The 25,756-nt window shown below is 64.9% G+C and carries 24 protein-coding genes and 1 riboswitch; of the genes, 5 read left to right on the top strand and 19 right to left on the bottom strand.

The window, feature by feature from the left end; translation table 11 throughout:
- Positions 1-57: 57 nt before the first annotated feature.
- Positions 58-960: a metal ABC transporter substrate-binding protein gene (locus tag ACTRWG_RS03865; RefSeq protein ID WP_027236365.1), complete on the bottom strand. Its 903-nt coding sequence runs from the start codon at positions 958-960 to the stop codon at positions 58-60.
- Between the two features lie 283 nt (positions 961-1,243).
- Between ACTRWG_RS03865 and ACTRWG_RS03860 the strand changes: the two genes are divergently transcribed.
- Positions 1,244-1,648 carry a hypothetical protein gene (locus tag ACTRWG_RS03860; RefSeq protein ID WP_462828985.1) on the top strand — a complete coding sequence of 135 codons (405 nt, stop codon included), beginning with the start codon at positions 1,244-1,246 and terminating at the stop codon, positions 1,646-1,648.
- A gap of 27 nt (positions 1,649-1,675) precedes the next feature.
- Positions 1,676-4,567, top strand: coding sequence for a M10 family metallopeptidase C-terminal domain-containing protein (locus ACTRWG_RS03855; RefSeq protein WP_462828984.1), 2,892 nt, complete (start codon positions 1,676-1,678; stop codon positions 4,565-4,567).
- A gap of 94 nt (positions 4,568-4,661) precedes the next feature.
- Here ACTRWG_RS03855 and ACTRWG_RS03850 read toward each other — a convergent pair whose 3' ends face one another.
- The 6 genes from ACTRWG_RS03850 to ACTRWG_RS03825 form a co-directional block, all read right to left on the bottom strand.
- Positions 4,662-6,218 (bottom strand): alkaline phosphatase family protein, encoded by a 1,557-nt coding sequence (locus ACTRWG_RS03850; RefSeq protein ID WP_462828983.1) that lies wholly within the window; start codon positions 6,216-6,218, stop codon positions 4,662-4,664.
- 138 nt (positions 6,219-6,356) lie between these two features.
- Positions 6,357-7,115: a maleate cis-trans isomerase family protein gene (locus ACTRWG_RS03845; protein ID WP_259957401.1), complete on the bottom strand. Its 759-nt coding sequence runs from the start codon at positions 7,113-7,115 to the stop codon at positions 6,357-6,359.
- Positions 7,116-7,130: 15 nt separating this feature from the next.
- A complete protein-coding gene (locus ACTRWG_RS03840; protein ID WP_462828982.1) occupies positions 7,131-8,297 on the bottom strand; it encodes a M24 family metallopeptidase in 1,167 nt (388 codons plus the stop codon).
- Positions 8,290-9,480, bottom strand: a complete 1,191-nt coding sequence (locus ACTRWG_RS03835; RefSeq protein ID WP_462828980.1) for a diaminopropionate ammonia-lyase — start codon at positions 9,478-9,480, stop codon at positions 8,290-8,292. The genes ACTRWG_RS03840 and ACTRWG_RS03835 overlap by 8 nt, the downstream gene beginning before the upstream one ends.
- A 2-nt stretch (positions 9,481-9,482) precedes the next feature.
- Positions 9,483-10,628, bottom strand: a complete 1,146-nt coding sequence (locus ACTRWG_RS03830) for an amidohydrolase (RefSeq protein ID WP_462828978.1) — start codon at positions 10,626-10,628, stop codon at positions 9,483-9,485.
- Positions 10,629-10,795: 167 nt separating this feature from the next.
- Positions 10,796-11,329: a polysaccharide deacetylase family protein gene (locus ACTRWG_RS03825; protein ID WP_027236358.1), complete on the bottom strand. Its 534-nt coding sequence runs from the start codon at positions 11,327-11,329 to the stop codon at positions 10,796-10,798.
- A gap of 237 nt (positions 11,330-11,566) precedes the next feature.
- Between ACTRWG_RS03825 and ACTRWG_RS03820 the strand changes: the two genes are divergently transcribed.
- Positions 11,567-12,046 (top strand): YHS domain-containing (seleno)protein, encoded by a 480-nt coding sequence (locus ACTRWG_RS03820; protein WP_027236357.1) that lies wholly within the window; start codon positions 11,567-11,569, stop codon positions 12,044-12,046.
- Positions 12,047-12,141: 95 nt separating this feature from the next.
- Here the strand turns inward: ACTRWG_RS03820 and ACTRWG_RS03815 are convergent, their stop codons facing one another.
- The 12 genes from ACTRWG_RS03815 to miaB form a co-directional block, all read right to left on the bottom strand.
- Positions 12,142-12,765 carry a (d)CMP kinase gene (locus ACTRWG_RS03815; protein ID WP_027236356.1) on the bottom strand — a complete coding sequence of 208 codons (624 nt, stop codon included), beginning with the start codon at positions 12,763-12,765 and terminating at the stop codon, positions 12,142-12,144.
- Positions 12,762-14,108, bottom strand: coding sequence for a 3-phosphoshikimate 1-carboxyvinyltransferase (gene aroA / locus ACTRWG_RS03810; RefSeq protein WP_027236355.1), 1,347 nt, complete (start codon positions 14,106-14,108; stop codon positions 12,762-12,764). Before aroA ends, ACTRWG_RS03815 begins: the two co-directional genes overlap by 4 nt.
- Before the next feature lie 77 nt (positions 14,109-14,185).
- Complete coding sequence (gene trmB / locus ACTRWG_RS03805) at positions 14,186-14,971, bottom strand: tRNA (guanine(46)-N(7))-methyltransferase TrmB (RefSeq protein WP_027236354.1); 786 nt, start codon at positions 14,969-14,971, stop codon at positions 14,186-14,188.
- A gap of 81 nt (positions 14,972-15,052) precedes the next feature.
- Positions 15,053-15,718 (bottom strand): COG3904 family protein, encoded by a 666-nt coding sequence (locus tag ACTRWG_RS03800; protein ID WP_027236353.1) that lies wholly within the window; start codon positions 15,716-15,718, stop codon positions 15,053-15,055.
- A 231-nt stretch (positions 15,719-15,949) separates the two neighbouring features.
- On the bottom strand, positions 15,950-17,131 hold the full coding sequence (gene metK, locus ACTRWG_RS03795; protein WP_027236352.1) for a methionine adenosyltransferase: 1,182 nt from the start codon (positions 17,129-17,131) through the stop codon (positions 15,950-15,952).
- Between the two features lie 7 nt (positions 17,132-17,138).
- Positions 17,139-17,188: riboswitch (SAM-SAH riboswitch) on the bottom strand.
- A gap of 61 nt (positions 17,189-17,249) precedes the next feature.
- Positions 17,250-18,749, bottom strand: a complete 1,500-nt coding sequence (gene lnt, locus ACTRWG_RS03790; RefSeq protein ID WP_462828976.1) for an apolipoprotein N-acyltransferase — start codon at positions 18,747-18,749, stop codon at positions 17,250-17,252.
- A complete protein-coding gene (locus ACTRWG_RS03785; RefSeq protein ID WP_462828974.1) occupies positions 18,746-19,645 on the bottom strand; it encodes a hemolysin family protein in 900 nt (299 codons plus the stop codon). Before ACTRWG_RS03785 ends, lnt begins: the two co-directional genes overlap by 4 nt.
- A 22-nt stretch (positions 19,646-19,667) precedes the next feature.
- Positions 19,668-20,180, bottom strand: coding sequence for an rRNA maturation RNase YbeY (ybeY, locus tag ACTRWG_RS03780; RefSeq protein ID WP_027236349.1), 513 nt, complete (start codon positions 20,178-20,180; stop codon positions 19,668-19,670).
- A gap of 67 nt (positions 20,181-20,247) precedes the next feature.
- Entirely contained in the window at positions 20,248-21,258 is a 1,011-nt protein-coding gene (locus tag ACTRWG_RS03775; RefSeq protein ID WP_027236348.1) for a PhoH family protein, read from the bottom strand.
- A gap of 143 nt (positions 21,259-21,401) precedes the next feature.
- Positions 21,402-21,707: a hypothetical protein gene (locus tag ACTRWG_RS03770; RefSeq protein WP_435660548.1), complete on the bottom strand. Its 306-nt coding sequence runs from the start codon at positions 21,705-21,707 to the stop codon at positions 21,402-21,404.
- Between the two features lie 13 nt (positions 21,708-21,720).
- On the bottom strand, positions 21,721-22,299 hold the full coding sequence (locus ACTRWG_RS03765; RefSeq protein ID WP_154667783.1) for an OmpA family protein: 579 nt from the start codon (positions 22,297-22,299) through the stop codon (positions 21,721-21,723).
- 277 nt (positions 22,300-22,576) lie between these two features.
- Positions 22,577-23,899: a tRNA (N6-isopentenyl adenosine(37)-C2)-methylthiotransferase MiaB gene (miaB, locus tag ACTRWG_RS03760; protein ID WP_027236345.1), complete on the bottom strand. Its 1,323-nt coding sequence runs from the start codon at positions 23,897-23,899 to the stop codon at positions 22,577-22,579.
- A 126-nt stretch (positions 23,900-24,025) separates the two neighbouring features.
- Here miaB and ACTRWG_RS03755 point away from each other — a divergent pair, with 126 nt between their 5' ends.
- Positions 24,026-24,895: a hypothetical protein gene (locus tag ACTRWG_RS03755; RefSeq protein WP_027236344.1), complete on the top strand. Its 870-nt coding sequence runs from the start codon at positions 24,026-24,028 to the stop codon at positions 24,893-24,895.
- Positions 24,896-25,045: 150 nt separating this feature from the next.
- Positions 25,046-25,729 (top strand): UTRA domain-containing protein, encoded by a 684-nt coding sequence (locus ACTRWG_RS03750; protein ID WP_051357866.1) that lies wholly within the window; start codon positions 25,046-25,048, stop codon positions 25,727-25,729.
- Positions 25,730-25,756 lie beyond the last annotated feature (27 nt).

Raw genomic sequence — 25,756 nt, 5'->3', positions numbered from 1 at the left:
AAATGAAACGCCCCGCAACTTGCGCTGCGGGGCCCTTTGATATGAAGAAAAGCGTTCTCAGTTGGTCACTTCGGTCAAACCGCGGGCCACGGTCTGAGAGGTGACCTTGAGCAGATCCAGATAGGTCGGCACCGGGCCGTCCGCCTCGCTGAGGGAGTCGACGTACAGTTCCCCGCCATAGGCGACGCCGGTTTCGCGGGCGACCTGCTCCGCCGGGGCGGTGTTGACGGTGCTTTCGCAGAACACCACCGGGATGTCGTTGGCGCGCACGCCGTCGATCACACCGCGCACCTGCTGCGGGGTGCCGACCTGATCGGCATTCATCGGCCACAGGTACAGTTCTTTCATGCCGAAATCCCGCGCCAGATAGCTGAAGGCACCCTCGCAGGTCACCAGCCAGCGCTTGTCCTCGGGGATCTCCGCAATGGCGCGGCGCAGCGGCTCGATGGTGGCGCGCAGCTTGTCTTTGTACTCGCCCGCGTTCTTCACATAGACGGCGGCGTTTTCCGGGTCGTGCTCGGCAAAGGCCTCGACGATGTTGTCGATGTAGATCAGCGCGTTATCCAGGCCCATCCAGGCGTGCGGATTGGGCTTGCCCTCGTAGGAGCCGGCCGCGATCGGGATCGGGTCGATGCCATCGGTCAGGGTCACCGAGGGCACATCCTGCATGTTGGACAGGAACTGTTCGAACCACAGCTCCAGGTTCATGCCGTTCCACAGGATCAGGTCGGCATCGGACGCGCGCACGATATCGCGCGGTGTCGGCTCATAGCCGTGGATCTCCGCCCCCGGCTTGGTGACTGAGACGACCTCGGCCGCATCGCCTGCCACATTCGCAGCCATGTCAGCCAGCACGGTGAAGGTGGTGACCACCTTCATTTTGTCTTCAGCCATGGCAGCACTGGCAGCAACGGCCGCAACAGCGGCGGCGGAAACTGTCTTGAGCAGGTTGGGGAACATCCGATTCTCCGTTTTGAAGATGTCATTGTTGCATCGTTATTGCAAATCATTCTCAACTGTCAATGAAATTGAGAATGACTTGCAACAGCAAATCCTGATCCAAGCGGAAAGACGCTTCCGTACAGCCCGGATTAGCAAAGGGTTAACACCGGTTAACGCCGTCTAAATGTTGCCCGGTTCGCGACCGTTATTTCGCCCGAATCCACCGCTAGACCTGAAGTTGCAGCCAGAACGGCGCGGGACTGAACCTGATCCTTCAACCGTCTGAGCGAGCACATCCCTTATGATTTCACCTGGAAACTTATCCGGCTGCTCTGCCGTGATCTGGCTGCTGGTCACCGGCTCCGCCGCGCTTGGCGGCCCGGCGCAGACCATTCAGCTGCAATGCGGCAAAGCCCTGCAGCAGCCCCTGTGCGACGCATTGGCCGGCGCGTTGAGCCAAAGATTTCCCGGTGCGGAAATGTCCGCTGCGGACGGTCAGGCCGGCCCGGCCGATCTGACCCTGCGCTATGTCGCGCAATCCCGGGCCGCGGACTGGATCTCAGGTTATCTGGAGTGGCAGCACCGCGACGGCCGGACCGGCCAGGGTCCAGCCATCGAACAGTCGGTCATGGATGGTCAACTGACTGCGGACAGCATTGCGGACTTTGCCGGCCATCTGGTCGGGCAAACAAAATTCCCCCTGTAAATCAAAGATTTAATCTGGAGCTAGGTAATGTGTGAATATTGCGGTCAAGCCAATCACAGAATTCCCGAAGTCACCGACAGCAGCGGCACCGGCACCGGCGGTGATGCCAGCGGCAAGCCGACCTATACGGTCGACCAGATCGCCCAGTATCTCTACCAGGGTTTCTGGGAGGATACCGGCCGCACCCAGCGCTCCTTTGATGTGCAAAGCGGCGGGCAGCTGACGGTCAACCTCAGCGGGCTGAACACAACCGGCAAGGAGACGGCCCGCAAGGCGCTGGAAAGCTGGACCGCACTGACCGGGATCGAGTTTGCCGAGACCACCGGCAGCGCCCAGATCACCTTTGACGACAACAACTCCGGCGCCTACGCCAGCTCCTCCGTCAGCAACGGCACCATTCTCAGCTCGCACATCAACGTGGACGACGGCTGGTCCGCGTACGGCAACTACTACTTGCAGACCTATATTCATGAGATCGGCCACGCCCTGGGCCTGGGCCACACCGGCAATTACAACGGCAGCGCCAGCTATGGCTCCGACGCGCATTTCGCCAATGACAGCTGGCAAATGTCGATCATGTCCTACTTCAGCCAGTCCGAAAACACCGCCGTCGATGCCTCCTTTGCCTATCTGGCAACGGCCCAGCTGGCCGACATCGCTGCGGTTCACCATCTGTATGGCACACCTGTAAACGTCGAAACCGGCGACACCACCTATGGCGACGGCCAGACCACCGGGCGTTTCGGCATGGATCTGAACGGCGGCTGGGCGGTGGCGATTGTCGACAGCGGCGGCACCGACGTCATCGACCTGGGCTCGCGCGGCTATAATCAGACCTTGAACCTGAACGCGGGCACCTTCTCCAGCCTCAACGGCAAGACCGGCAACTTCTCCATCGCCAGCGGCACCGTCATCGAAAACGCCATCACCGGCGCCGGCATTGACACGATCACCGGCAACGCAGCGGCCAACGTTCTGGAAAGCGGCGGCGGCAACGACCAGATCTCGGCAGGCGAGGGCAACGACACGCTGATCGGCGGAACGGGCGCGGATTACCTGACGGGCGGTGCTGGCGCCGACCGTTTTGTCTACCGCGAGCTGGGCGAGTCCGGCGACTCGATTGCCGACTTCGACCTTGCCGCCGGAGACCGGGTCGATGTTTCCGCCCTGCTGCAGGAGATCGGCTATACCGGCACCGATGCCGCAGGCGACGGTGTCGTCTCGCTTCAGGCCGGCAGCGGCGGCTCCTGGCTGAAGATTTCCTATAACGGCAGCAGCACGCTTCTGGTGTTCCTGACCGGTGTGGATGCAAGCGCCGATCCGGCAGAGATTATCAACACCTCCGCAACCCCGGACCCCGACCCGGAGCCCACCCCGGACCCGGAACCGACGCCGGATCCGGATCCAACGCCGGAGGTTATCGACAACACCTACACCTACACCGACAGTTTTGTACCTTACTGGACCAGCCTGCTGGGCACCGTCACCGACACCAACGGCGGCACCGACACCCTGGATCTGAGCGCCGTGACGCTGAAGGCATCCATCAACCTGCAAAGCGGTGTGTCCGGGACCATCGGTTCCAAGTCGCTGACGGTCAGTGAGGGCTCTGAGATCGAGAACATGATCCTGGGCAGCGCCTCTGACAAGGGCTACGGCAACAGCGCTGCCAACCGGATCGAAGGCCATGACGGCAACGACCAGCTGTTCGGCCTGGACGGCGACGACACCCTGACCGGCGGCACCGGCAACGACATATTGTACGGCGGCCTGGGCGGCGACAGCCTGGACGGCGGTGACGGCAAGAACCAGCTGTACGGAGAGGAAGGCGACGACACCGTTCTGGCAGGAGCCGGAAACGATAAAATCTACGGCGGCGACGGCAACGACAGCCTGGACGGCGGCGACGGCAATAACCGGATGGACGGCGGTCTTGGCGATGATGCCATTGCCACCGGCAGCGGCAAGGACCGGCTGCAAGGCGGCGAAGGCAATGACACCCTCTCTGCCGGCGAGGGCCGCAACCGGGCAGATGGCGGCCTGGGCGATGACTCGATCACCGGCGGCAGCGAAAAGGACCAGTTTAAAGGCGGCGAAGGAAACGACACAATTGCCGCGGGCGATGGGGACAACAAGACCGATGGCGGCAGCGGCCACGACTCGATCAGCGGCGGCAGCGGCAAGGACCGGATCAAGGGCGGCGAAGGAAACGACACGATTGCGGCCGGAGACGGTGACAACAAGGTTTCCGGCGACGACGGCAACGACGTGATCACCAGCGGCAGCGGCAGTGATAAGATTAAGGGCGGTCTCGGGGATGACACCCTTTCGGCCGGGGACGGCGACAACAAGCTGGACGGCGGCGACGGCAACGATGTGATCACCAGTGGCAGCGGCAGTGACAACGTCAAGGGCGGCAACGGCGACGACACCATCGAGACCGGCGCGGGCGCTGACAAGATCAATGGCGGCGACGGCAATGACACGATCCAGGCCGGTGCGGACGCAGATAAAGTCAGGGGTGGAGCCGGCGACGACGAAATCCGCGGCGGCAGCGGCGACGACCTGCTTGACGGCAGCGCCGGCAGCGACCGGCTCGAAGGCGGCGCCGGGGCCGATATCCTGAAAGGCGGCGGCGATGCGGACGTGTTTGTCTTTGCCTCTGCCGAAGACGCGGGCGACACCCTGCGCGACTTCAAGCTCAGCGACGGCGATGCGCTGGACGTCGGCGGCCTGCTGCTGGAGCTGGACACAAACCTGGAAGATGCCCTGTCCAGCGGCAGCCTGAGCCTGAGCAGCACCAAGGACGTCTGGCTGCAATATGACGCCGACGGCGAAGGCGGCAGCGATCCGCTGCAGATCGCCTGGCTGAAAGGGATCAAATCAAGCGATCAGCTGACCGAAGACTGGTTCATCTGACCCTTTGAACCGCGCAAGGCCCGGCCTCCGGACAGGACCGGGCCTTGACCCACTCCGCCAGTGCCTGCCGCGTCTTTGCCCGGCGTGGCTGCGCCTAAAACCGGGAAACGCCCCGCGCCCCGCCGGCGGTGATCGACATCAGCGACAGCGTGTGGTCCATGTTCTTCATCCGGTGCCGCAGCATCAGCCGTGTCAGCCGGTTCAGCTCTGCGGCATACTCCGGCCGCCCGGCCACGTTTTCCAGCTCCCCCTGCCCGTCCGCATCAAACAGCATCGGCGGCAGATCGGCGGCGAATTCCACCAGGGTATAGCGCCCGTCCCGCAGGATCCCCAGGCTGCTGTCGCTCGGCGAAGTGCCCAGCGCCTCCTGCCACAGCGTCGGCTTCAACGGTTCGGAGAAATCCAGTTCTGAGAACGAATACTGCCGCCAGTCCTGCGGCACGTCCCCGTGCAACAGCGGCAGCAGAGACCGGCCGTCCATGGAATTCGGGATCTCCTGCCCCACCCAGTCGAGAATGGTCGGCGCCACGTCGATGGACTCGGTGATCTGAGTGAGGCAGGCCCCGGCATTGTCCTCATTTCCCGGCATCCGGATGATCAGCGGCGTGTGATAGGCGGCATCATAGACCGTCATCTTGCCCCAGGCGTGCCGGTCGCCCAGCATCTCGCCGTGGTCGGCGGTGATGACCACCATGGTACTGTCATACTGGCCGGTGTCCTTGAGGAACCTGATCACCCGCCCGACATGATGATCCACCTCGGTGGCCAGCCCCAGGTAAACCGCGCGCAAGGTGCGGATGGTGTCATCCGTCGGCTCCAGATCCGGAAACCCCTCGACAAAACCCGCGGCGGTGCTGCTGCGCAGCGCCGGGTCAAAGAACGGATGCTGCGCGCCTTCCTGCTCCGGCGTGTCCAGCCGCTGCGGCAGCGGCAGGGAGGCCGGATCGTACATGGTGTTATACGGCGCCGGCGCCACCAAAGGCGGATGCGGGCGGATGTAGGTCAGATGGGCAAACCAGCTTTCCTTATGATAAGCCCTCATCTTGCCCAGGAAGGAGTTGGTGAGGAACGCGGTATCGCTGTCCTCTGCCGCGTAAAGCGCCGGATCGTTCAGCCGCGGCGCGCCGCCATCGGGCGAAACCGGCTTGTAGACGTCCCAGTAGTTTTCGAACTCATAGCCGCGGTTCATCAGATGCGACTGCCACGGATAAGACATCTCCAGCCGCATCTCGGTCATCTCATGGAACCCGTTCATCGGGAACTCATAGGTCCTGAGCGCCGGATCATTGGCATCAAAGGCACGCGGGTCCTGCGAGGTGTCGGTATAGCCGAACAGCATCGGCAGGTAGCCCGCCTTGCGCATCTCGGTGGCGATGTTCGGCGTGTCGTGGCGCAAGGGCGTGCCGTTGCGCACCGAGCGGTGGTTCATCGCGTACTGCCCGGTCAGGATCGAGGCCCGCGACGGCCCGCAGGGGTTTGTCACCGAGAAATGCCGCTTGAACGACACCGCCTCCTTCATGAAGGCGCGGATGTTGGGCAGGTCCACATGGTCTGCCATGGCGCCGAACACGCAATCCGCACGCAGCTGGTCGATGATGATGAACAGGACGTTGCGGGTTGCGGGGCGGTTCTCGGGACGGGTGGCAGGCATCCGGGAATCCTTGCAGGCTCAGTTCGTTTCAGCTCCGCTGACTGTGGCGATCCGCGCGCGGATTTCAAGCGCGGACTGCGCTGCCCGGCGGGACAGCTTGCCACAGATTGTCAGCTGGCAAATTCCGTAAACTTGTATCTATCCGGCCTCCAAGCCCCGGGCAAACAGCCTGCCGAATTGCGGCTGGGGGTCGGTGATCCCGGCCAGCCGCAGCATATGCCAGGCCAGCGCCTGATTGCTGGACAGCACCGGCACCCCGGTCGCCTCCTCGATTTCCGGGATCACACGCAGGCAGCGCAGGTTGGTGCAGGAGATCACGATTGCATCGCAATCCCCGGCCGCGGCGACCTGCTGGGCTGCTGCCGCAATCGCCGCCTCGGTGATCCGCGCCACCACCCGGTCGTCCATCTCCTCGAACGAGCCGAAACCGGCGATTTCGAACCCTGCCTCCTCCAGCTTCTGCCGCATCTGCGCCGAGACCTCGGGCAGGTAAGGCGTGACAAACCCCAGCCGCGCAGCCCCCAGCGCCCGGCCAGCAGCGATGATCGCCGCCAGCGGGTCGGTCACCTTGGCCCTGGGCAGTACGGATTGCACCGCCTCCGCCACCTTGGCCGAGCCGATCACCGTTGCCGCCGAGGTGCAGCCGTAGCCGATCACGTCAAAGTCCGGCGAGGACGGAAACAGCCGTGCAGAGGCCGGCAGATCCGCCTGCATCTGCGCCAGCGTTTCCGGGCGGACTTCGGGCACCATCGGGATGCGGCTGTGATACAGAGCCACCCCGTCCTGCGCCATCATCCGGGCAAACTCCGGCTCCAGCGTCTGATCGGTTTCCAGCACGATCACGCCCAAGGTGGCGCGGGTGCCTATGCCTGCGTCCGTCTCATAGGGGAGTTTCATGGCCCGTACCCTCCTTCAGATCACCGGCAGTTCGGGGGCGGCCCGGGTTGTCAGCAGCTCAGCGCCCTCCGCCCGCACGACGATGTTTTCCTCATGCACCATGATCCGGCCATCGCCGTAGCTCAGCGAGGGTTCCAGCGTCAGCACCATGTTTTCCTCGATCACGGTGCCGTCAAAGGCGGCGTGCGAGGGCCATTCGGTCAGCTGCATCCCCAGCCCGTGGCCCAGCCGGCCCACATCGCCGCCCTGATCGTCCATTTCGGCAATCACCGACTGCATCGCCTGGAACAGCTCGCGGCAGGTGGCTCCGGGTTTGGCCGCAGCAATCCCGGCCTCGGTTGCCCGCCACAGCACATCATAGGCGCGGCGCGACAGGTCGTCGGCGCGGCCAATGGCGAAATTGCGGTCGAAGTCGCAGAAATACCCGTCCCAAGTGGCGCCGGTGTCCAGCATCAGAATATCGCCCGCCTGCAAGGGCCGGCCGGTCGGCGGCGAGATCACATCGCTGTAGCCGCCCTGATCGGCGCCGCCCACCAGATAGGGCACATCGTCCGCCCCCTGCGCCAGCGCCTCGCGCCGGAAGGCGCGGAACAGGTCCTCAAACGGCTGGCCTTCATGCGCAATCTCCGGCACCCGTGCAAAGGTGCGGGAGCCGATGGCGCAGATGTGGCGCAGCTTTTCGATCTCGGCGGCGGATTTCACCATCCGCAGACTGCGCACCAGCGGAGTGGCATCCGCCACCCTCAGCCCCGGCAGCCCCGCCATCAGCCGCTCAAAATCGCCCAGCGGCATCCTGAGCGACGTTTCATGCCCTTTCATCAGACCGATGGAACCGCCACGGGAGGCCATCGGCGACAGCAGCTCCGTCAGCAGGCTGATACCGTCATCCTCCGGCGCGGGCGCGCTCCAGGTGCGGATGTCCTCGACCCAGGTGCGGCGCATCAGGTCGGCGCCGATCTCCGGGATGATGGCAACCGGCTTGCCCGCAGGCGGCACAAACAAGAACCAGGGCCGGGTCGGGCTTTGCCAGAACAGGGTGTGAAAGCCGCTGAAATAGCGCACCTCCGGCTCCGTCAGCAGCAAGAGCCCCTCCAGACCCTGCGCCGCCATCAGCGCCTGCGCCTTTTCGGTCCGGGCCGCAAACTCCGCTTCCGGGAAACCGCGTGCGGGCGCGTCAGACATGGTCCTTCCCTTCCATGATCGCGGCATAGATCGCAGGGTCCGTGACGCCCTCAGAGCCGATCAGCAGCACGCGCGAGCTTTCATCCAGGCCCAGAGTTTTCTTCATATCTGCCGACTGGCAAGCCGCGATCAGCGCGGACAGCCCCGCCACCGCGCTTTCGCCGGCCTCCACCACGGGATCGCCGGTTTCGCCATTGGCCAGCAGCCGCACCGCCGGGGCCACGATGCTGTCCGGGATGGTCACAAAGTCGGTGGCTTCTTCGGCCAAAATCTCCCAGGCCATTTCCGACGGCTCACCGCAAGAAAGGCCCGCCATGATGGTTTCTTTCTTGATGGCGAAATTGGTGGCCTTGCCCGCCTTGGCGCTGTCAAACAGGCAGGCCGCCAGCTCCGGCTCAACAATCACCACCCGCGGCGCCTTGGCCCCATAAAACTGCCGCAAAGCCGCCGCGACCGAGGCTGCCAGCCCGCCGACGCCGCCCTGCAGGAACACATGGGTCGGCGCCTGCTCCATCGCCTCGCAAGCCTCGCGGGTCATCACGCTGTAGCCGGCCATCACATCGCGCGGCGGCTCGGTATAGCCTTCCCAAGAGGTGTCGGAGACCACGAACCAGCTGTTCTCCTCCGCCTCTTTCTTGGCCAGCAGCACCGAGGCGTCATAGTCGCCGTTGATCCGGATCACCTCGGCGCCCAGCTCGCGCATGGCCACCGCGCGGCCCTCGCTGACCTCAGCATGAATGTAGATCCGGCAGGGCGCGCCGAACCGCTGGCAGCCCCAGGCCAGCGAACGGCCATGGTTGCCATCGGTGGCGGAAACCAGCGTAATCCCGGCGCAGGCGTCCTTGTGGGCGCCCTTGCGGATCTCCTCCAAGCTGACGTCCTGGCCCAGCTGGCGGCTCAGCTCCCGCTGCAGCACCCGCAGCGCCGCATAAGATCCGCCCAGCGCCTTGAAGCTGCCGAGGCCGAACCGCGGGCCCTCGTGTTTGTAGTCGATCCGGCCCACGCCGATCTGCGCGGCAAGCCCGGCCAGGGAGACCAGCGGCGTTGCCTCATATCCCTCCCAGGCGGTGATCTCGGCTTGGGCATCGCCAAAGTCCTGTTCGGACAAAACGGTAAATGCCGCTTCGCCGGATTTCGGGTTCCCTGCCGTGTGGCGCAGGGCAGCATCAAATTGTTCAAGCATCGTCAGTCCTTTCCCGCTGGCAGCCGGTCACGCACCAGCTGCACCCAGACCTCTGCGCCGATCGGCAGCAGAGCGTCGTTGAAATCATAATCCGCCGCATGCAGCGGCTGGCCGTGCGGCCCCTCTCCGCCATTGCCCAAGAGCAGGAAGCAGCCGGGCACGGCGTTGGCGAAATGGGCGAAATCCTCGGAGAAGCTCATTGGCGGCCGGTTGCGGATCACCTCGCAGCCCGCCGCCTCACCCGCGCGGCAGGCGGCCTCAGCGGGGCCTTCTGCATTGATGGTTTCGATAAACTCGGTGTTGAAGATCACCTCAACCTGCACTGCGTGAGCGGCAGCGACACCGGCTGCGATCTGACGCATGAAGCGTTCCACCGCCGCACGGTCCGCGGGCACCCGCGCCCGCACATCGCCCTTCAGCACCGCATGGCCCGGCAGCACGTTGCGCTGGCCGTCGGTCAGGAACTCGGTCACCGAAACCACCGCGCCCGCCCCCGGCGCCAACTTGCGCGCGACGATGGTTTGCAGCGCCAGCACCATTTCGGCGCCGACAGTGATGGCATCCACCCCCGCCTGCGGCATCGAGGCATGGCCGCCCTGCCCCGTGATCGCGATTTCAAACAGGCTCTCGCTGCTGCAGATCTGCCCCGGCCGGGTCGAGACCTGCCCTACCGGCGCGCCCGGCAAGTTGTGGATGGCATAGACCTCCTCGATCGGGAACCGCTCCAGCACGCCCTCGGCAATCATTGCCTGCGCGCCCAGGCCGTGCTCCTCGTTGGGCTGGAAGAGGAACACGACGGTGCCGTCAAACCCCTGCTCCTGTGCCAGCCGTTCGGCGGCCCCCAGGAGCATGGCCATGTGCCCGTCATGGCCGCAGGCGTGCATCACGCCCGGCGTTTCCGACACGTAACCATGGGCAGAGGTTTCGCTGATCGGCAGCGCATCCATATCGGCCCGCAGCCCGATGGCCCGGTTGCCCGTGCCGGCCCGCAGCAGCCCGACCACACCCGCACCCTCATGCACCTCCAGCCCCAGGTCGCGCAGATGCGCCGCCACCCTGGCCTTGGTGCGGTCTTCCCGGAAGCCAAGCTCCGGGTGCCGGTGGAAGTCCCGGCGCAGCGCGGTCAGGCGGTCCTGAAAGCTGGTCATATGCGCTCTCCAAGCTGTTTGAGGCGACTTTAGGCCGCCATATCCGACTTGGCGCATATTATTCCGGCTCAGGGGTGACGAAATTCATCATCGGGCCGGAAAACCAGGCTGAATTTCGTACTATCGTGCGCGCCCCCCCAGGCATCCGCCGGGTTAAGGCCAGCCGGCTAGATTTCCTCGCCTTTTTCCAGCAGCTCCTCGATCAGCTGCCGCTGAATCCCCGGGCTGTCGCCGCCGCGGAACTGCAGGGCCCCGCCGGTGTAGAGCGTCCCGTAGGTGCGGGCGATGTTCACGGTCTGCCCCAGGCCCGAGATCAGCTGATCCTTTTGCAGCGGCGACAGCGGGTGGATGAACACCGCCCACAGCTGACCCCGCGCCACCGCATAGCGCGCATCCAGCGCCGAGTCGAAATTGGCCTGCATCATCCGCATCAGTTCCTCCGCCGTCAGCTCCTCTGCAGGGCGCAGCGGCACCATCGCCCGCATCCGGTCCGCGGCCGGGTCGGTGACCACCAGCACCGGCACCCCGGCGATTGTCAGCTGAAAGCCCGGCCCCACCGGCTGCGCCCCGCCGTCCAGGGCAAACAGGATGCGCCCGAGCCGTTCATAGGTCATCGGCGGCTCCGGCTCTGGTGCCGTGTCCTGCGCCAGCGCGGGCACAGCCAACACGCAAGCAATCACAAATGTCCGCAGCCAGGCCATGACGGCACCTCCCCTATTGACGCTGTCTTTCAGGCTAATGTGCTGCCGCCCGCGGCTCCATGCACAGTTGGGTGAGGGCGCATCAAGTGATCAGCCCGAAAATTCGGGACGATCTGCAAGATCACCGGAACGGATGGAGATTAAACGTCCAGCGCTGCGGACTTAGCTTCAGATCACCGGGCCGCACAGACCGCCCCGGACATCTTGAACCCGCTCTTGAACCCGATGAGGACCAACATGAAAACGCTTCTGACAACCGCCCTGATCTCCATCTCAGCCGCGCTGGCCGCGCCCGCCTATGCCGCGGACGAGGTCAACGTCTCCAACGGCATCTCCGCCGGCGGCGCGCCGCTGGGCGCGCATGGCGTCGACCTGGTGGCGCTGCTGGACAGCCGCAACCCGGTGGAGGGCATGGCCACCTACTCCGCCACCGTGGACGGCGCGTCGTATTATTTTGCCTCGGAAGAGAACAAGACCGCGTTCGAGGCCAACCCGGCGAAATACCTGCCGCAGCATGGCGGCTTCTGCTCTTACGGCGTGTCAGTCGGCAAGAAGTTCGACGGCGACCCGGACCAGTACCTGGTGCATGACGGCAAGCTGTTCCTGTTCCTGAACGCCGCCACCCGCGCCGCCTTCCTGGAGGACGTGGCCGGCACCGCCAAGACCGCGGACAGCCAGTGGGGCCAGATCAAGCACGTGGCTGTCAGCGAACTCTGATCCCGCGCTGCCCGTGTCCCGCCGGGCAGGCGGCACCGTTCCGCCGTGCCTGCCCCTGCGCCCGCAGCTGTGCATCAGTTGCGGGCGATTGCGCGTCAGCCGGCGGTTTCCATGCGGCTTTCGATCACCGCCAAAGCCTTGGCCAGCGCCTCTTCGATGCTCAGCTCGCTGGTGTCGATCAGCACCGCATCATCGGCCGGTTTCAGCGGCGCCTCGGCGCGGTTCATGTCGCGGTCGTCGCGGGCCTTCACGTCCGCCAGCACTTCGGCAAGCGTAATCACCTTGCCTGCTGCCGTCAGCTCCAGGAAACGCCGCCGCGCGCGCACCTCGGCGCTGGCGGTGACAAACAGCTTCACCTGCGCATAGGGGCAGATCACCGTGCCGATATCGCGCCCGTCCAGCACCGCGCCGCCCGCCCGGCGGGCAAAGGCGCGCTGGAAGTCGACCAGCGCCGCGCGCACTTCGGAAATCACTGCCACCTTGGAGGCAGCCTGTGCCACTTCCGGCCCGCGCAGATCCTCGCGCGCCAGATCTTCCGGCGTCAGGGTCTGCGCTGCCGTGACCGGGGCCACGCCCTCCATCATCTTCGCCCCGACGGCCCGGTACAGCAGCCCGGTGTCCAGATGGCCGAACCCGTAATGGGCCGCCACCGCCTTGGAGATGGTGCCCTTGCCTGCGGCGGCCGGTCCGTCGACCGCTATGGTGAAGCTGTTGCTCATGTGCGCTCCAGTTTGGCCCCCAGATTGCCCATCAGGGTCTCAAAGATCGGAAAGGAGGTGGCGATCGGGCTGCCGTCGTCCACGGAGACCGCGTTCTGCGCGCCCATGCCCATTACCATGAAGGACATAGCGATGCGGTGGTCCAGGAAGCTTTCGCAGGTGCCGCCACCCGGCACGCCTTCGATGCCAAGGCCGGTGACCTCCCACCAGTCCTCGCCTTCCTCGACGGTGACGCCATTGGCGCGCAGGCCCTTGGCCATCGCGTCGATCCGGTCGCTTTCCTTAACGCGCAGCTCCTTGACGCCACCCATCATGGTCTTGCCTTCGGCAAAGGCGGCCACAACCGACAGCACCGGGTATTCGTCGATCATCGAGGCCGCGCGCTCCGGCGGTACTTCGATACCCTTCATGCCGGGCGAGTACTTGGCGCGCAGATCGGCCACCGGCTCGCCGCCCTCCTCGCGCATGTTCTCAAACGTCAGGTCGGCCCCCATGTCCTGCAGGGTGTAGTAGAGGCCCGCGCGGGTCGGGTTGAGGCCGATGTTCGGCACCAGCACGTCGGAGCCGGGTGTGATCAGCGCGGCACAGACCGGAAAGGCGGCGGAGGACGGGTCGCGCGGCACCGCGATCACTTGCGGCTTCAGCTCCGGGCGGCCGGTCAGGGTGATGACGCGGCCCTCCTCGGTCTGCTCGGTGGTGATCTCGGCGCCGAAGCCTGCCAGCATCCGCTCAGTATGGTCGCGGGTGGCTTCCTTCTCGATCACCACGGTCTTGCCGGGCGCGTTGAGGCCAGCAAACAGCACCGCCGACTTCACCTGCGCCGACGGCACGGGCACCTCATAGCGGACCGGCACCGGGTCCGCCGCGCCAACGATGGTCATCGGCAGCCGCCCGCCGGAGCGGCCCACGGACTGGGTCCCGAACAATGCCAGCGGGTCGGTCACACGCGCCATCGGGCGCTTGTTCAGCGAGGCATCGCCGGTGAAGGTCGCAGTAATCGGAGAGGTCGCCATCACCCCCATGATCAGCCGCACCCCGGTGCCGGAGTTGCCGCAGTCGATCACATTGTCCGGCTCGGCAAAGCCCCCGACGCCAACGCCGAACACCGACCAGTTGCCGCCGCCGTGGTTCACCACCTCGGCGCCAAAGGCCTGCATCGCCTTGGCGGTGTCCAGCACGTCTTCGCCTTCCAGCAGGCCGGAGATCTTGGTCTCCCCCACCGACAGCGCGCCCAGGATCAGCGACCGGTGCGAAATCGACTTGTCGCCGGGCACCTCTGCCACGCCGGTCAGCGGGCCAGAGCGGTGCGAGGTCATCGGGATGGGCGTGCCGTGTCCGGACATGGGGCTTCCTTCGTCTGTCGGTCGTTCGTCTGTTCGTTTGCGCTATCGGTACCGGATTGGATCTGGCCGGTCCAGCGCTATTGGCCCTGCTCCAGGCGGCGGAAGGTCAGGTAATGCGGGGTGCGGCCCTCGCGCAGGGCTTTCTGCTCATAGCGGGTGGAAATCCAGTCGTCCCAGGGCTGGCGCCAGTCGGTCGGACCTTCGGCCAGCCATTCGAATCCCGCCTTCGGCACCTCCTCCAGGGTTTGGCGCACGTAATCCGGAATATCGGTCGCCACCCGGAAGATCGCGCCTGGCTTCAGGCAGCGGGCCAGCGGCTCCAGATGCTCCTGCGTCACAAAGCGGCGGCGGTGGTGGCGCTTCTTCGGCCAGGGGTCCGGGTACAGCAGGAAAGCGCGCGAAATGGACCCCGCGGGCAGCACATCCATCAGATCGCGGGCATCGCCCGGGTGGATGGCGATATTGTCCGCGCCTGCGTTGCGGATCTTGCCCAGCAGCATCGCCACGCCGTTGATAAAGGGTTCGGCACCGATGATGCCGACATCCGGATTGCTGACGGCCTGATGCACCAGATGCTCGCCGCCGCCAAAGCCGACCTCCAACCAGACATCCTTGCCGCCGAACAGCGCGTCCAGGTCCAGCGGCGTGCGCTCCGGGTTTTCCTCCCAGCCGACGGCGCCGGGGCTGAGCTTGGCCAGATCCTCGTCCAGATAGCGCTTCTGGCTGTCCTTCAGCGTCTTGCCCTTGAAGCGGCCATAGAAATTGCGCCAGGGCGCGCCGCTGGCGTGTTTCTCTGCCGCATTGGCGGCGGCGGGCTGGGCATCCTTGGACTGGTCGTCGCGGGGCTTCTGGTCGCCGGACATGCGTCTGGGCTCCTGTTCGAGGCAGTATTTGAAAGGCTGGCCGCTCCTCTGCCGCAACCGGGCCTCAGGGTCAAGCCGGCGTCAGCGCGGCTGGCGCGGCTGCCCGGGCAGAACCTCCCGCAAAACCCCGGCAGCGATCAGGCGCAACCGGCTGGGATACCACTCTCCGTCCGGATCGGTGCGCAGCGTTTCGATGGCAAAGCCCGGGTCGACACCGCGCGCCACCATATAGCTGAGGTGATCATAGATTTCGCGCTGGGTATCCTCATAGATCCACGAGCCGAACTCAAACGGCGTCGACCAGCGCTGCACCCGCCGCTCGCTGCGGTAAAATTTATGCACAGCAGGCGCCGGCCAGTTGCGCTGATGGAACCCGATGCGGGAGCCAAGCGTCATCCGCCGCCGTTTGCCCGCCAGGAAGACATCCACGCAGGCGCTGATGCATTCGCCGTCGATCACGGTGTCGAGCCCGTATTCCAGCACCAGCGCGGCAAGCTCCTCGCCGGCATAGACGCTGCCGCCGATGCTGTTGAGCTGCAATTCGGTAATTTCCGGGGTCTGCGCCAGAATACCCTGAAGCTTATCAATGTCCTCGTCGGTGATCTCAGCCGGCTCGCCTTCCACATCCGTTTCGGTGTCATAGACAAGCGTTTGCCCCCGCAGGCTGAACTTCTGCGGCAGCGCCTCCTTTGCAGCCGCAGCCGCCGGCAGCACCAGGCAAAGAAAAGCAGTCGTCAATCGCAGCATCGCGGCCCCGGCAGCTGATGAATTCCACCCGGCCACTATGGCGCAGCCCGGCGTCCGGCTCCAGCCTCAACAGGACCGCGGTTCGTCCTCCAGGGTGCGCCGCGCCGCCGCGCGGCGCCGGGCCCAACGGGAGAGGTGCATTCCCGGAATGCGCCGGTCCGGGCGGGAGCCCCCCGGACATGAAAAAAGAGCGGACCCTTCGGCCCGCTCCCCTGTTGCTGCCTCTTGGCCTCAGACCGCTTTCTTCAGCGCCTCGGCCAGATCAGTGCGCTCCCAGCTGAAGCCGCCATCGGTCTCCGGCTCACGGCCGAAGTGGCCATAGGCTGCGGTGCGCTGGAAGATCGGCTTGTTCAGCCCCAGGTGCGAGCGGATGCCGCGCGGGGTCAGGTCCATCACCTGATCAATTGCCTTTTCGATCGCCGCGGGCTCGACTTCGCCGGTGCCGTGGGTGTCGGCATAGATCGACAGCGGCTTGGACACGCCGATCGCATAGGACAGCTGGATGGTGCATTTGTCAGCCATGCCCGCGGCCACCACGTTCTTGGCAAGATAGCGCGCGGCATAGGCGGCCGAACGGTCCACCTTGGTCGGATCCTTGCCGGAAAACGCGCCGCCGCCGTGCGGGGCTGCGCCGCCATAGGTGTCGACGATGATCTTGCGGCCGGTGAGGCCCGCGTCGCCATCCGGGCCGCCGATCACGAATTTGCCGGTCGGGTTCACGTGCCAGACGGTGTCACCGGTCAGCCAGCCTTCGGGCAGGGTTTCGCGGATGTAGGGCTCGACGATGGCGCGGATGTCATTCGAGGTCAGCGATTCGTCGAGGTGCTGGGTCGACAGCACCAGAGAGCTGATGCCCACCGGCTTGCCGCCTTCATAGACCACCGACAGCTGCGATTTCGCATCAGGTCCCAGCGTCGGCTCGGTGCCGTTCTTGCGCACCTCGGCCAGGCGGCGCAGGATCGCGTGCGAATACTGGATCGGTGCCGGCATCAGCGCGTCGGTTTCATTGGTGGCAAACCCGAACATGATGCCCTGGTCGCCGGCGCCTTCGTCCTTGCCGGCGGATGCATCGACGCCCTGCGCGATATGGGCGGACTGCTCGTGCAGCAGGTTGGTCACTTCCACGGTCTCGTGGTGGAATTTCTCCTGCTCGTAGCCGATGTCCTTGATGCAGGCGCGGGCGATCTCGTCGATTTTGCCCATGTAATCGTGCAGCTTGTCCTGATCGGACAGGCCAACTTCGCCCCCGATGACAACACGGTTCGTGGTGGCAAAGGTCTCAGCTGCCACACGTGCTTCGGGCTCTTCCGCCAGAAAAGCGTCCAGCACCGCATCGGAAATGCGGTCGCAGACCTTGTCCGGGTGGCCTTCGGAAACCGATTCCGAAGTGAAGGTGTAGTTCATACGGGTCATGAAAGAGTGCTCCATTGAGGTTCAGCCCGCCACGCCAGGAAGCCGTTGTGGCAGGTATCGGGCCGCATTACGCGGCAAGACCGCGCGGGTCAATCTATATTCGGATAGAGTTAATCAGCTATGACCGCAGCGCAAGGGGCCTGTGGCGGAAGATTGCGGCAACTGCGCTCAAAAGACACAGCAGCAGGACCGGCCAGTCGCCGGTACGGCTGTAAAGCGTCGGCGGCAGCGCTGCCGGCAGGCTTGCGTCGATATATCCGGCATCGCCCAGCGGCAGGCTGTCCAGCATCGACCCGTCCGGCGCGATCATGGCGGAGACGCCGGTGTTGGCGGCGCGGATCATCGGCAGCCCCTGCTCCAGCGCCCGCATCCGGGCCTGCACCAGATGCTGGTACGGGCCGGACCGGGTGCCGAACCAGGCGTCATTGGTGATCTGCACCAGCATCTGCGGCCGGGTTCGGGCAGCGTTCACATCCTGAGGAAAAACAGCCTCATAGCAGATCAGCGGCAGGGCGCTGCCAACCGGCAGATCCATCACGTCCGCGCCCGGCCCGGCGGCATAGCCCGCGCCCGCCTGGGAGGCAAAGCCGTAGATGCCAAAGCGAGCCATGAGGTCGCCGAACGGCACATATTCCCCGAACGGGACCAGATGCGCCTTGTCATAGGTGGCCGTGGCCATGCCGTCGGCGTCCAGCAGCACCGCGGAATTGTAATAGGCGCCTGCCTCCTCCCGCTGGATGCCCAGCAGAACCGGCACGCCGCCCGCGCTTTCGGAGATGACCCGCAAAGTGTCCTCAGCGTAGTTCAACAGCTGCGGCACCGCGGTTTCCGGCCAGACGATCAGATCTGGGCGCGGCTCCCCTGCCGAAAACGCAACGGAGCGGCGGACAAATTCCCAGCGGTGATCCGGGTGCCATTTCAGATTCTGCGGCGCGTTGGGCTGCACGATTCGCACCGTCTTGCCCGTGTCCGCGGCCTGCGGCGGGGCCGGAACGGCAAAAACCGCGGCAGCGCACAGGGCAAGCGGCGCGGCAGCGGCAAGCGGGTTTTGCCGGATCAGAGCCAGCGGCAGGAACGCCGCCAGCGTCAGCAGCCCCAGCCCCTGCGGCCCGATCCAGGGCAGCAGGTTTGCGGCTGGCGTATCAATCCAGAACTGGCCGAAGCCTGCCCAGGGAAACCCTGTCAGCAGATAGGCCCGGGCAAACTCCGCCAGCGTCCACACGGCTACCAGCACCGGCACCCGCCAGGCACCGCGGCTGAACCGGGCGGTCAGGCCAAAGGCCGCGCCCCAGAACAGGGCAAGGCCCGCGGCCAGGAACACCAGCGCAAAAGGCGCCATCCAAGCGTGGCGCTCCGGGTCGATTTGGAAGGGTTCGATGATCCACGACAGGCCAAAGGCAAAATACCCCAGCCCGAACAGCCAGCCGGCCAGCGCCGCCGTGCGGGCCGGGGCAGCTTGCAGGATCAGCCAGCCCGCAGCAGCCAGCGCCACCGGCAGCCCGAACAGGAAATGCCAAGGCGCAAGCGCCAGCGACAGCAGCGCGCCGCCGCCAACAGCCAGCGCCGCCGGCGCCAGCCGGAGCTGGCGGGCAGCCCGGCGCAGCCCGAGTGAGATCATGCGGCGGCGTCCGGCAGCCGCACGCGCAGCCGTTTGATCCGGCGCGGGTCGGCGTCGATCACTTCAAACTCGGCGCCTTCGGGATGCTCAATTACCTCGCCGCGGGCAGGCACCCGGCCCGACAGCATGAAGACCAGACCGCCCAGGGTGTCGATTTCCTCTTCATCGACCGCGTCATGGCTGGTCAGCGACTGACCGATCTCGCTCTCGAATTCCGGCAGAGGCGTGCGGGCCAGGGCGATATAGCTGCCGGGCTTCTCCTGATACCAGGTCTGCAGTTCATCGGCGTCGTGCTCATCTTCGATCTCGCCAACCACCTGTTCGATCAGATCCTCGATGGTCACCAGCCCGTCGACGCCGCCGTATTCGTCGATCACCAGCGCCATGTGGCGGCGTTCGGCCTGCATCTTGGTCAGCAGCACCCCGATCGGCATCGACGGCGGCACAAACAGCAGCGGCCGCAGCATCCGCGGCAGGTCGAAGTCCGAGCTGCCGCCATTGAAGCCGTGGGTGAGCGAAAAATCCTTGAGGTGGACAAAGCCCAGGGGCGTGTCCAGCGTGCCCTCGTACACCGGGATCCGGGTAAAACCGCTTTGCCGGAAGATGCCGACCAGGTCGTCCTTGCCGATGGTGACCGGCACGGCAGCGATCTCGGCAGAGGGGATGGCGACGTCTTCCACCCGCAGCCTGCGAAGGTTGATCATGCCATGCGACCCGGAACCAGCGGCCGGCTGGTCGCTGCCAGGTTCGTCTTCGGCCTGCGGCTCCGGGCTGAACACGCTGAAAAGCCGTGCCCAGAAACTGGTTTTCTCAGTGGCCGGCGCTTCTGCTGCCGTGCCGTTCACGTTCTGCAGCGCGCCCTGCGCCGCGTTAGAACTGCCTTCTATGTCGCCCATCTGTCCTATCCAAAAGCCCCGCCTAAGGGGCGTCCTCAGTCATATATGGGTTCGCAATCCCCATTTTGCCAAGTATCAGCACCTCAATCCCTTCCATTAATGCGGCATCGCGGTCACGAATGTGATCATAGCCCAAAAGATGCAACATTCCGTGAACAATCAGATGGCGGGTATGGTCGGCCAGCGGCTTGCCTGCCTCTGCGGCCTCGCGGGCGCAGGTGCCATAGGAAATGGCGATATCGCCCAGCGGGATTTCACCAGTGAAATCAGGCTCAGGCGGCAGCGGCGTGCCGCCGTCCTCCTCTGCGGCCCGCTCCTCAGCGGGCCAGCTAAGCACGTTGGTCGGGGCGGGTTTTTCGCGGAACTCGGCATTCAGCCCGGCGATTTCGGCGTCATCGCAGGCCAGCAGCGAGATTTCGCACATCTCCGGATCCAGCGCGAAATGGGCCAGCACGGCGGCGACGGCCTCCTCGGCCAGCGCCGCAAGCCCGGCGTCCTGCCAGCGGCTGTCTTCGATGGTAATGTCGAGCGTCATGGATCACATCCGGAAGCGGGGGCCGGCCCCGCGCCCCCGGGGTACTTCAGGCAAAAGGAAAGCGGGATCAGGCCGGCATAGCGTCTGCGTCATAAGCCTCGATGATGGCCGCCACAAGGGGGTGGCGCACCACATCGCGGGCCGTGAAGTAGTTGAAGCTGATCTTGGGGATGGATTTCAGCAGCCGTTCCGCGTCGGCCAGCCCGGACTGCACGCCCCGCGGCAGGTCGACCTGGCTGCGGTCGCCGGTGATCACCATGCGCGAACCCTCGCCCAGGCGGGTCAGGAACATCTTCATCTGCATGGTGGTGGCGTTCTGCGCCTCGTCCAGCACCACAAAGGCGTTGGAAAGCGTGCGGCCACGCATGAAGGCGAGCGGCGCAATCTCGATGCGCTTTTCCTCAATGAGCTTGGCGAGTTGCTTGCCCGGCAGAAAGTCGTTCAGCGCGTCGTAGAGCGGCTGCATGTAGGGATCGACCTTGTCCTTCATGTCGCCGGGCAGATAGCCGAGCTTCTCGCCCGCCTCCACCGCCGGGCGGGACAGGATGATGCGGTCGACATGGCCGGTGATGAACATGGACACGCCCACCGCCACCGCCAGATAGGTCTTGCCGGTGCCGGCCGGGCCGATGCCGAAGGCCAGCTCGTTTTCGAACAGCGAATGCACATAGGCCTTCTGTGCCTCGGTGCGCGGCTCCACCAGTTTCTTGCGGGTTTTGATCTCCACCCGGCCGCCCCGGAACATCTGCAGCTGGCCGTCGGGTTCGGCCTCGTCAGCCTCCTGGCCCATGCGCAATTCGCGGTCGATGTCGCCGCTTTCGACGCTGCGGCCGGTTTCCAGCCGGTCGTAAAGGGCGGTCAGCACGCCGGCCGCCTGTTCGCGGGCCGAATCTTCGCCCATCACCGACAGCTGGTTGCCGCGGCGGACGATCTGCACGCCCAGTTTTTGTTCGATGTCAGCCAGGTTGCGGTCATATTCGCCGCACAGGTCGATCAGCAAGCGGTTGTCGGGGAATTCCAGAAGCACTTCATGGGTTGCGGTCTGGTTTTGCGCGTCATTCAGGGCACCGATGGCCAAGCTGATCTCCTCAATCTGGCGTTGCCCCTCCAGTTTGCCGCCCCTGTTCCGTTTGCGCAAGCATGAGCAGCGGAAATTCACTCAATTGAAACAAAACAGCCGCCCCGGGAGGGACGGCTGCAGGCAGCGCATGTCTGCCGCGGTCAGATCGGATCCCATAGGGTCGAGCCGTTTTTGAACGGCCCGGTTGCCACATTGCGCGGCAGGTTGCTGTTGCAGACCGGCTTGCCATCGGGCGTGCGGCGCAGGTCGGCATAGCCTTCCAGGCCATCATCAATGATCCAATGCTCGCAGCCATTGGGATCAACCCAAATGCCTGCGGTCATGTTGGACAGGGTCTCGGAGCTGCCATCGCCGAAATGCCCGTCGGTGCCTTTGTCGGAGCCCGCAGCACAGGCTGAAACTGCGGCGGCGGCGGCAAGGAGGATGGCCGTTTTCATTGCTGTCATCGTCTGTCTCTCCTCAGCGCAGGCAATAGATTTCGACACGGCGGTTCTTTGCCATGTTGGCGGCGCTGGTGTTGGGCACCTGCGGCTCACGCTCGCCGTAGGCGCGGATGTCGTTGACCCGTGCGCCCGCAGAGCGCGCCACCTGTGCCACCGCATTGGCGCGGCGCTGCGACAGGCGGATGTTGTATTCGTCCGAGGCGCGGCTGTCGGTATGGCCCGCGATCACAAAGGACCGCGCGCCGTTGGACTTGGCCTGCCGGAAGAATTCGGCCAGGCGCTTGCGGCCTGCGGCATTGATGTGATGCTTGTTGGTGGCGAAGAACTGGTCGGTCGGCATCACGCCGCAGATGCTGCCGCGGCGGCAGACCGGTTTGCCGTCCGGGGTGACATGCGGCGTCATGAAGCCCTCGGCGCCATCGTCCATCACCCAATGCTCGCAGCCGTCCGGGTCGACCCAGATGGTGGGCACGTAGCGTTCGCCCTTTATAGTCCGCTGCTGGGATTGCGCGCTGGCAGGCGCGGCGGCGATGCTGAGCGCGGCCGTGGCAGCGGCAGCCAGCGCGATCACCTTGTTCAAATTGATTTTCGACACAACCAGATTTCCTTCACCTAAGTTTCCCAGGGTGTTAGCCGCATTGGTGCCCACCGCTCAGGCATGGCAGCAGAACTATCTGAAATTGATACGGTGTACCTGTTAAATTTCTCTTTTTTTGACGCGCGTTGATTGTGCGCCACGGACACTGGGCGCGCGCGGAGAGGATTGTTGCCGGAGGACGTTTAATAAGAATCCAGCCGGCCCGCGCCAGGAGGGCCGCGGCGGGCCTTCAAAACCGGCCCGCCACAAAAGATTCGCTGTTGTGCTAGCGGCCTTAGCCGATCAGCTCGCCCGCCAGGGAGTTTGCGCCTGAGGAGACAATCCGCACCCGCGCCAGCTCTCCAACCTCGCGGCTGCAATCGGCGACGTGGACGGCGTGGAGGTAGTCGGACTTGCCCACCATCTGGCCCGGCAGGCGGCCGGTTTTCTCAAACAGCACGCCAACCTCGCGGCCGACCATGCTGTCCTGCACCTCGCGCTGCTGTTTGGTCAGCAGAGCCTGCAGCCGCTGCAGCCGGTCGTCCGCCGCGGCGGGGTCGACCTGCGCGCGCTCTGCTGCCGGGGTGCCGGGGCGGGTGGAGTATTTGAAGGAATAGGCGGTGCCGTATTTGACCTCTTCCACCAGATCCATGGTGGCTTGGAAGTCCTCCTCGGTCTCTTCCGGGAAGCCGACTATGAAATCGCCGGAAATCAGGATGTCGGGCCGCGCCGCACGGATGCGCTCGATCAGGCGGATATAGCTTTCGGCGGTGTGTGCGCGGTTCATCCGCTTGAGGATCTTGTCGGAGCCCGCCTGCACCGGCAGGTGCAGATAGGGCATCAGCTTGGCACAGGTGCCATGCGCCTCGATCAGGTCGTCCTGCATGTCGTTGGGGTGCGAAGTGGTAAAGCGGATGCGCTCCAGCCCGTCGATCTTGTCCAGCTCCCAAATGAGCTGCGCCAGGGTCAGGTCGCCGTTGGGACCAGCGCCGTGGTAGGCATTCACATTCTGCCCCAACAGGGTGATCTCGCGCACGCCGCGTTCCACCAGGTCCTGTGCCTCGCGCAGGATGCGGTCCGCCGGGCGCGAAACCTCGGCACCGCGGGTATAGGGCACCACGCAGAAAGCGCAGAACTTGTCGCAGCCTTCCTGCACGGTCAGGAACGCGGTCGGGCCGCGTTTGGCCTTGGGGCGGTTTTTCAGTTTCTCGAACTTGTCTTCCTCGGGGAAATCGGTGTCCAGCACCTTCTCCCCCTCGCGCGCCTTGGCTTCCATCTCCGGCAGGCGGTGATAGCTTTGCGGGCCGACCACCAGATCGACCAGCGGCTGGCGGCGCATGATCTCCTCGCCCTCGGCCTGGGCGACGCAGCCCGCGACGCCGATCTTGAGATCCGGCTTCTCAGCTTTCAGCCCCTTGAAGCGGCCCAGTTCGGAATAGACCTTCTCCGCCGCCTTTTCCCGGATATGGCAGGTGTTCAGAAGGATCATGTCGGCATCATCGGCCGACTTGGTCTCGACATAGCCCTCGCCGCCCAGCGCTTCGGCCATGCGTTCGCTGTCGTAGACATTCATCTGACAGCCATAGGTCTTGATAAACAGCTTTTTCGGGGCGCTCATGAGTCTCAGCCTTTTAGCCTGATCCGGGGTCAGCGGCCTGCCATACAGGCAAATGCCGCCGCTTGCAATGACGCGGGAATTACCCGATTTTGGCCGCAAAGGCCAGAAAGGCAGGGGCAGACGGGCATGATGCATTCTTCGCTGGAGGATTTCCTGAAGCAGGGCAAGGTGCTGCTGGCCAAAGGCCCGGTTGCGCTGGTCTTCATCGAGGATGAGGTAGAGATTGCCACCACCCTGCGCCATCACCTGCAATGCGGCTTCACAGCGGTTGCGGCGCTGATGCCCGATGCCTTCGACCTGCCGCAGGATGTGCGCGCCAAGGTGCACCGGGTGCCGTTCGACTGCGGGCCGGAGGGCGCGGTGACCGCCGCCGTCAACGCAGCCATTGCGGCGGCGCAGCCGGGCTGCTGGCTCTATTACTGCTACAATGCGGAATACCTGTTCTACCCGTTCTGCGAGACCCGCAGCATCGGCGAGATGCTGGCCTTTCACACAGAGGAGCGGCGCGATGCGATGCTCAGCTATGTGATTGACCTGTATGCGGGCGATCTGGACGCCTGCCCCGGCGCGGTGTCGCTGGACGATACCTATCTGGACAAGTCCGGCTATTATGCCCAGGCGCGCAAGGACCCGGCAACCGGCGCCCCGCGCGAGCGGCAGCTGGACTTTTTCGGCGGCGTGCGCTGGCGGTTCGAGGAGCATATCCCCCCGGCCAGCCGCAAGATCGACCGGATCTCGCTGTTCCGCGCCAAGCCGGGGTTGAAGCTGCAGCCGGATCACACGTTCAACGATCAGGAATACAACACCTATGCCTGCCCCTGGCATCATAACCTGACCGCCGCCGTCTGCTCCTTCCGCACCGCCAAGGCGCTGAAGCGCAACCCGGGCTCCACCTTCGACATCCAAACCTTCCGCTGGCACAATTCCGCGCCTTTCGAGTGGCACTCGCGCCAGCTGCTGGATCTGGGGCTGATGGAACCCGGGCAGTGGTTCTGAGCGGCTGACGCCTAGCACGCCGCCCGGCCCCCGGTATCAAAGCCGCCGGGACCGGATGCCGCTTTCCTGCCCGCGGATTATGTGTATTCTTATAGGCGTTAAATTTCCTTATGACCCTTGAGAGGCACCATGGCAGCACCGCGCCGGAACATGAGCTACCGGGATATCAAGCAGGTCGTTCTTGACCGCATCCAGAACCGGATCTGGGCGCCCGACAGCCTGCTGCCGAGCGAGACCGACCTGGCGGAGGAATTTTCCAGCACCCGCACCACCGTGAACCGGGCGCTGCGGGAGCTGGCCGAGGAAGGCTTTTTGGAGCGCAAGCGCAAGGCGGGCACACGGGTGCTGAACTCTCCGGTGCGCAAGGCGCAGTTCTCAATCCCCCTGGTCCGGGATGAGATTGCCGGGACCGGCGCGGGCTACCGGTATTCCCTGGTCGAGCGCAGCGTGAAGGCGGCGCCGGACTGGCTGTCCGCCAGGCTCGACCTGCCCCAAGGCCAGGAAGTGCTGCATATCAGATGCATGCATTATGCGGACAATGCGCCCTTTCAGTACGAAGTCCGCTGGGTGATCCCGGACAGCGTGCCGGAGATCCTGGAGGCGGATTTCTCGCAGTCGGGGCCGAATGATTGGCTGGTGCAGAAAGTGCCGTTCACCAATCTGGAACTGAGTTTCATGGCGACCAAGGCGGATCAGGCAGTGGCGGAGTTTCTGGATGCGCCCGCCGGCGACCCGGTGTTCACCGCGGAACGGATCACCTGGCTGCGCGGCAGCCCGGTCACGCTGGCCAAACTGTACTTTGCGCCGGGGTACAAGCTGACGACGCACCTGTGATGCCCGGCGCGACCTGATCCGGCCGTG

This window comes from Leisingera sp. G5_S3_59_S7 (assembly GCF_054968485.1).
Note: the sequence above shows the minus strand (reverse complement) of the source record. Positions and strands in the feature narration are given on the sequence as shown.

Coding starts and splice junctions, on each gene's coding strand:
- ACTRWG_RS03865 (WP_027236365.1), bottom strand. CDS start 960: ATGTTCCCCAACCTGCTCAAGACAGTTTCCGCCGCCGCTGTTGCGGCC.
- ACTRWG_RS03860 (WP_462828985.1), top strand. CDS start 1,244: ATGATTTCACCTGGAAACTTATCCGGCTGCTCTGCCGTGATCTGGCTG.
- ACTRWG_RS03855 (WP_462828984.1), top strand. CDS start 1,676: ATGTGTGAATATTGCGGTCAAGCCAATCACAGAATTCCCGAAGTCACC.
- ACTRWG_RS03850 (WP_462828983.1), bottom strand. CDS start 6,218: ATGCCTGCCACCCGTCCCGAGAACCGCCCCGCAACCCGCAACGTCCTG.
- ACTRWG_RS03845 (WP_259957401.1), bottom strand. CDS start 7,115: ATGAAACTCCCCTATGAGACGGACGCAGGCATAGGCACCCGCGCCACC.
- ACTRWG_RS03840 (WP_462828982.1), bottom strand. CDS start 8,297: ATGTCTGACGCGCCCGCACGCGGTTTCCCGGAAGCGGAGTTTGCGGCC.
- ACTRWG_RS03835 (WP_462828980.1), bottom strand. CDS start 9,480: ATGCTTGAACAATTTGATGCTGCCCTGCGCCACACGGCAGGGAACCCG.
- ACTRWG_RS03830 (WP_462828978.1), bottom strand. CDS start 10,628: ATGACCAGCTTTCAGGACCGCCTGACCGCGCTGCGCCGGGACTTCCAC.
- ACTRWG_RS03825 (WP_027236358.1), bottom strand. CDS start 11,329: ATGGCCTGGCTGCGGACATTTGTGATTGCTTGCGTGTTGGCTGTGCCC.
- ACTRWG_RS03820 (WP_027236357.1), top strand. CDS start 11,567: ATGAAAACGCTTCTGACAACCGCCCTGATCTCCATCTCAGCCGCGCTG.
- ACTRWG_RS03815 (WP_027236356.1), bottom strand. CDS start 12,765: ATGAGCAACAGCTTCACCATAGCGGTCGACGGACCGGCCGCCGCAGGC.
- aroA (WP_027236355.1), bottom strand. CDS start 14,108: ATGTCCGGACACGGCACGCCCATCCCGATGACCTCGCACCGCTCTGGC.
- trmB (WP_027236354.1), bottom strand. CDS start 14,971: ATGTCCGGCGACCAGAAGCCCCGCGACGACCAGTCCAAGGATGCCCAG.
- ACTRWG_RS03800 (WP_027236353.1), bottom strand. CDS start 15,718: ATGCTGCGATTGACGACTGCTTTTCTTTGCCTGGTGCTGCCGGCGGCT.
- metK (WP_027236352.1), bottom strand. CDS start 17,131: ATGACCCGTATGAACTACACCTTCACTTCGGAATCGGTTTCCGAAGGC.
- lnt (WP_462828976.1), bottom strand. CDS start 18,749: ATGATCTCACTCGGGCTGCGCCGGGCTGCCCGCCAGCTCCGGCTGGCG.
- ACTRWG_RS03785 (WP_462828974.1), bottom strand. CDS start 19,645: ATGGGCGACATAGAAGGCAGTTCTAACGCGGCGCAGGGCGCGCTGCAG.
- ybeY (WP_027236349.1), bottom strand. CDS start 20,180: ATGACGCTCGACATTACCATCGAAGACAGCCGCTGGCAGGACGCCGGG.
- ACTRWG_RS03770 (WP_435660548.1), bottom strand. CDS start 21,707: ATGACAGCAATGAAAACGGCCATCCTCCTTGCCGCCGCCGCCGCAGTT.
- miaB (WP_027236345.1), bottom strand. CDS start 23,899: ATGAGCGCCCCGAAAAAGCTGTTTATCAAGACCTATGGCTGTCAGATG.
- ACTRWG_RS03755 (WP_027236344.1), top strand. CDS start 24,026: ATGATGCATTCTTCGCTGGAGGATTTCCTGAAGCAGGGCAAGGTGCTG.
- ACTRWG_RS03750 (WP_051357866.1), top strand. CDS start 25,046: ATGAGCTACCGGGATATCAAGCAGGTCGTTCTTGACCGCATCCAGAAC.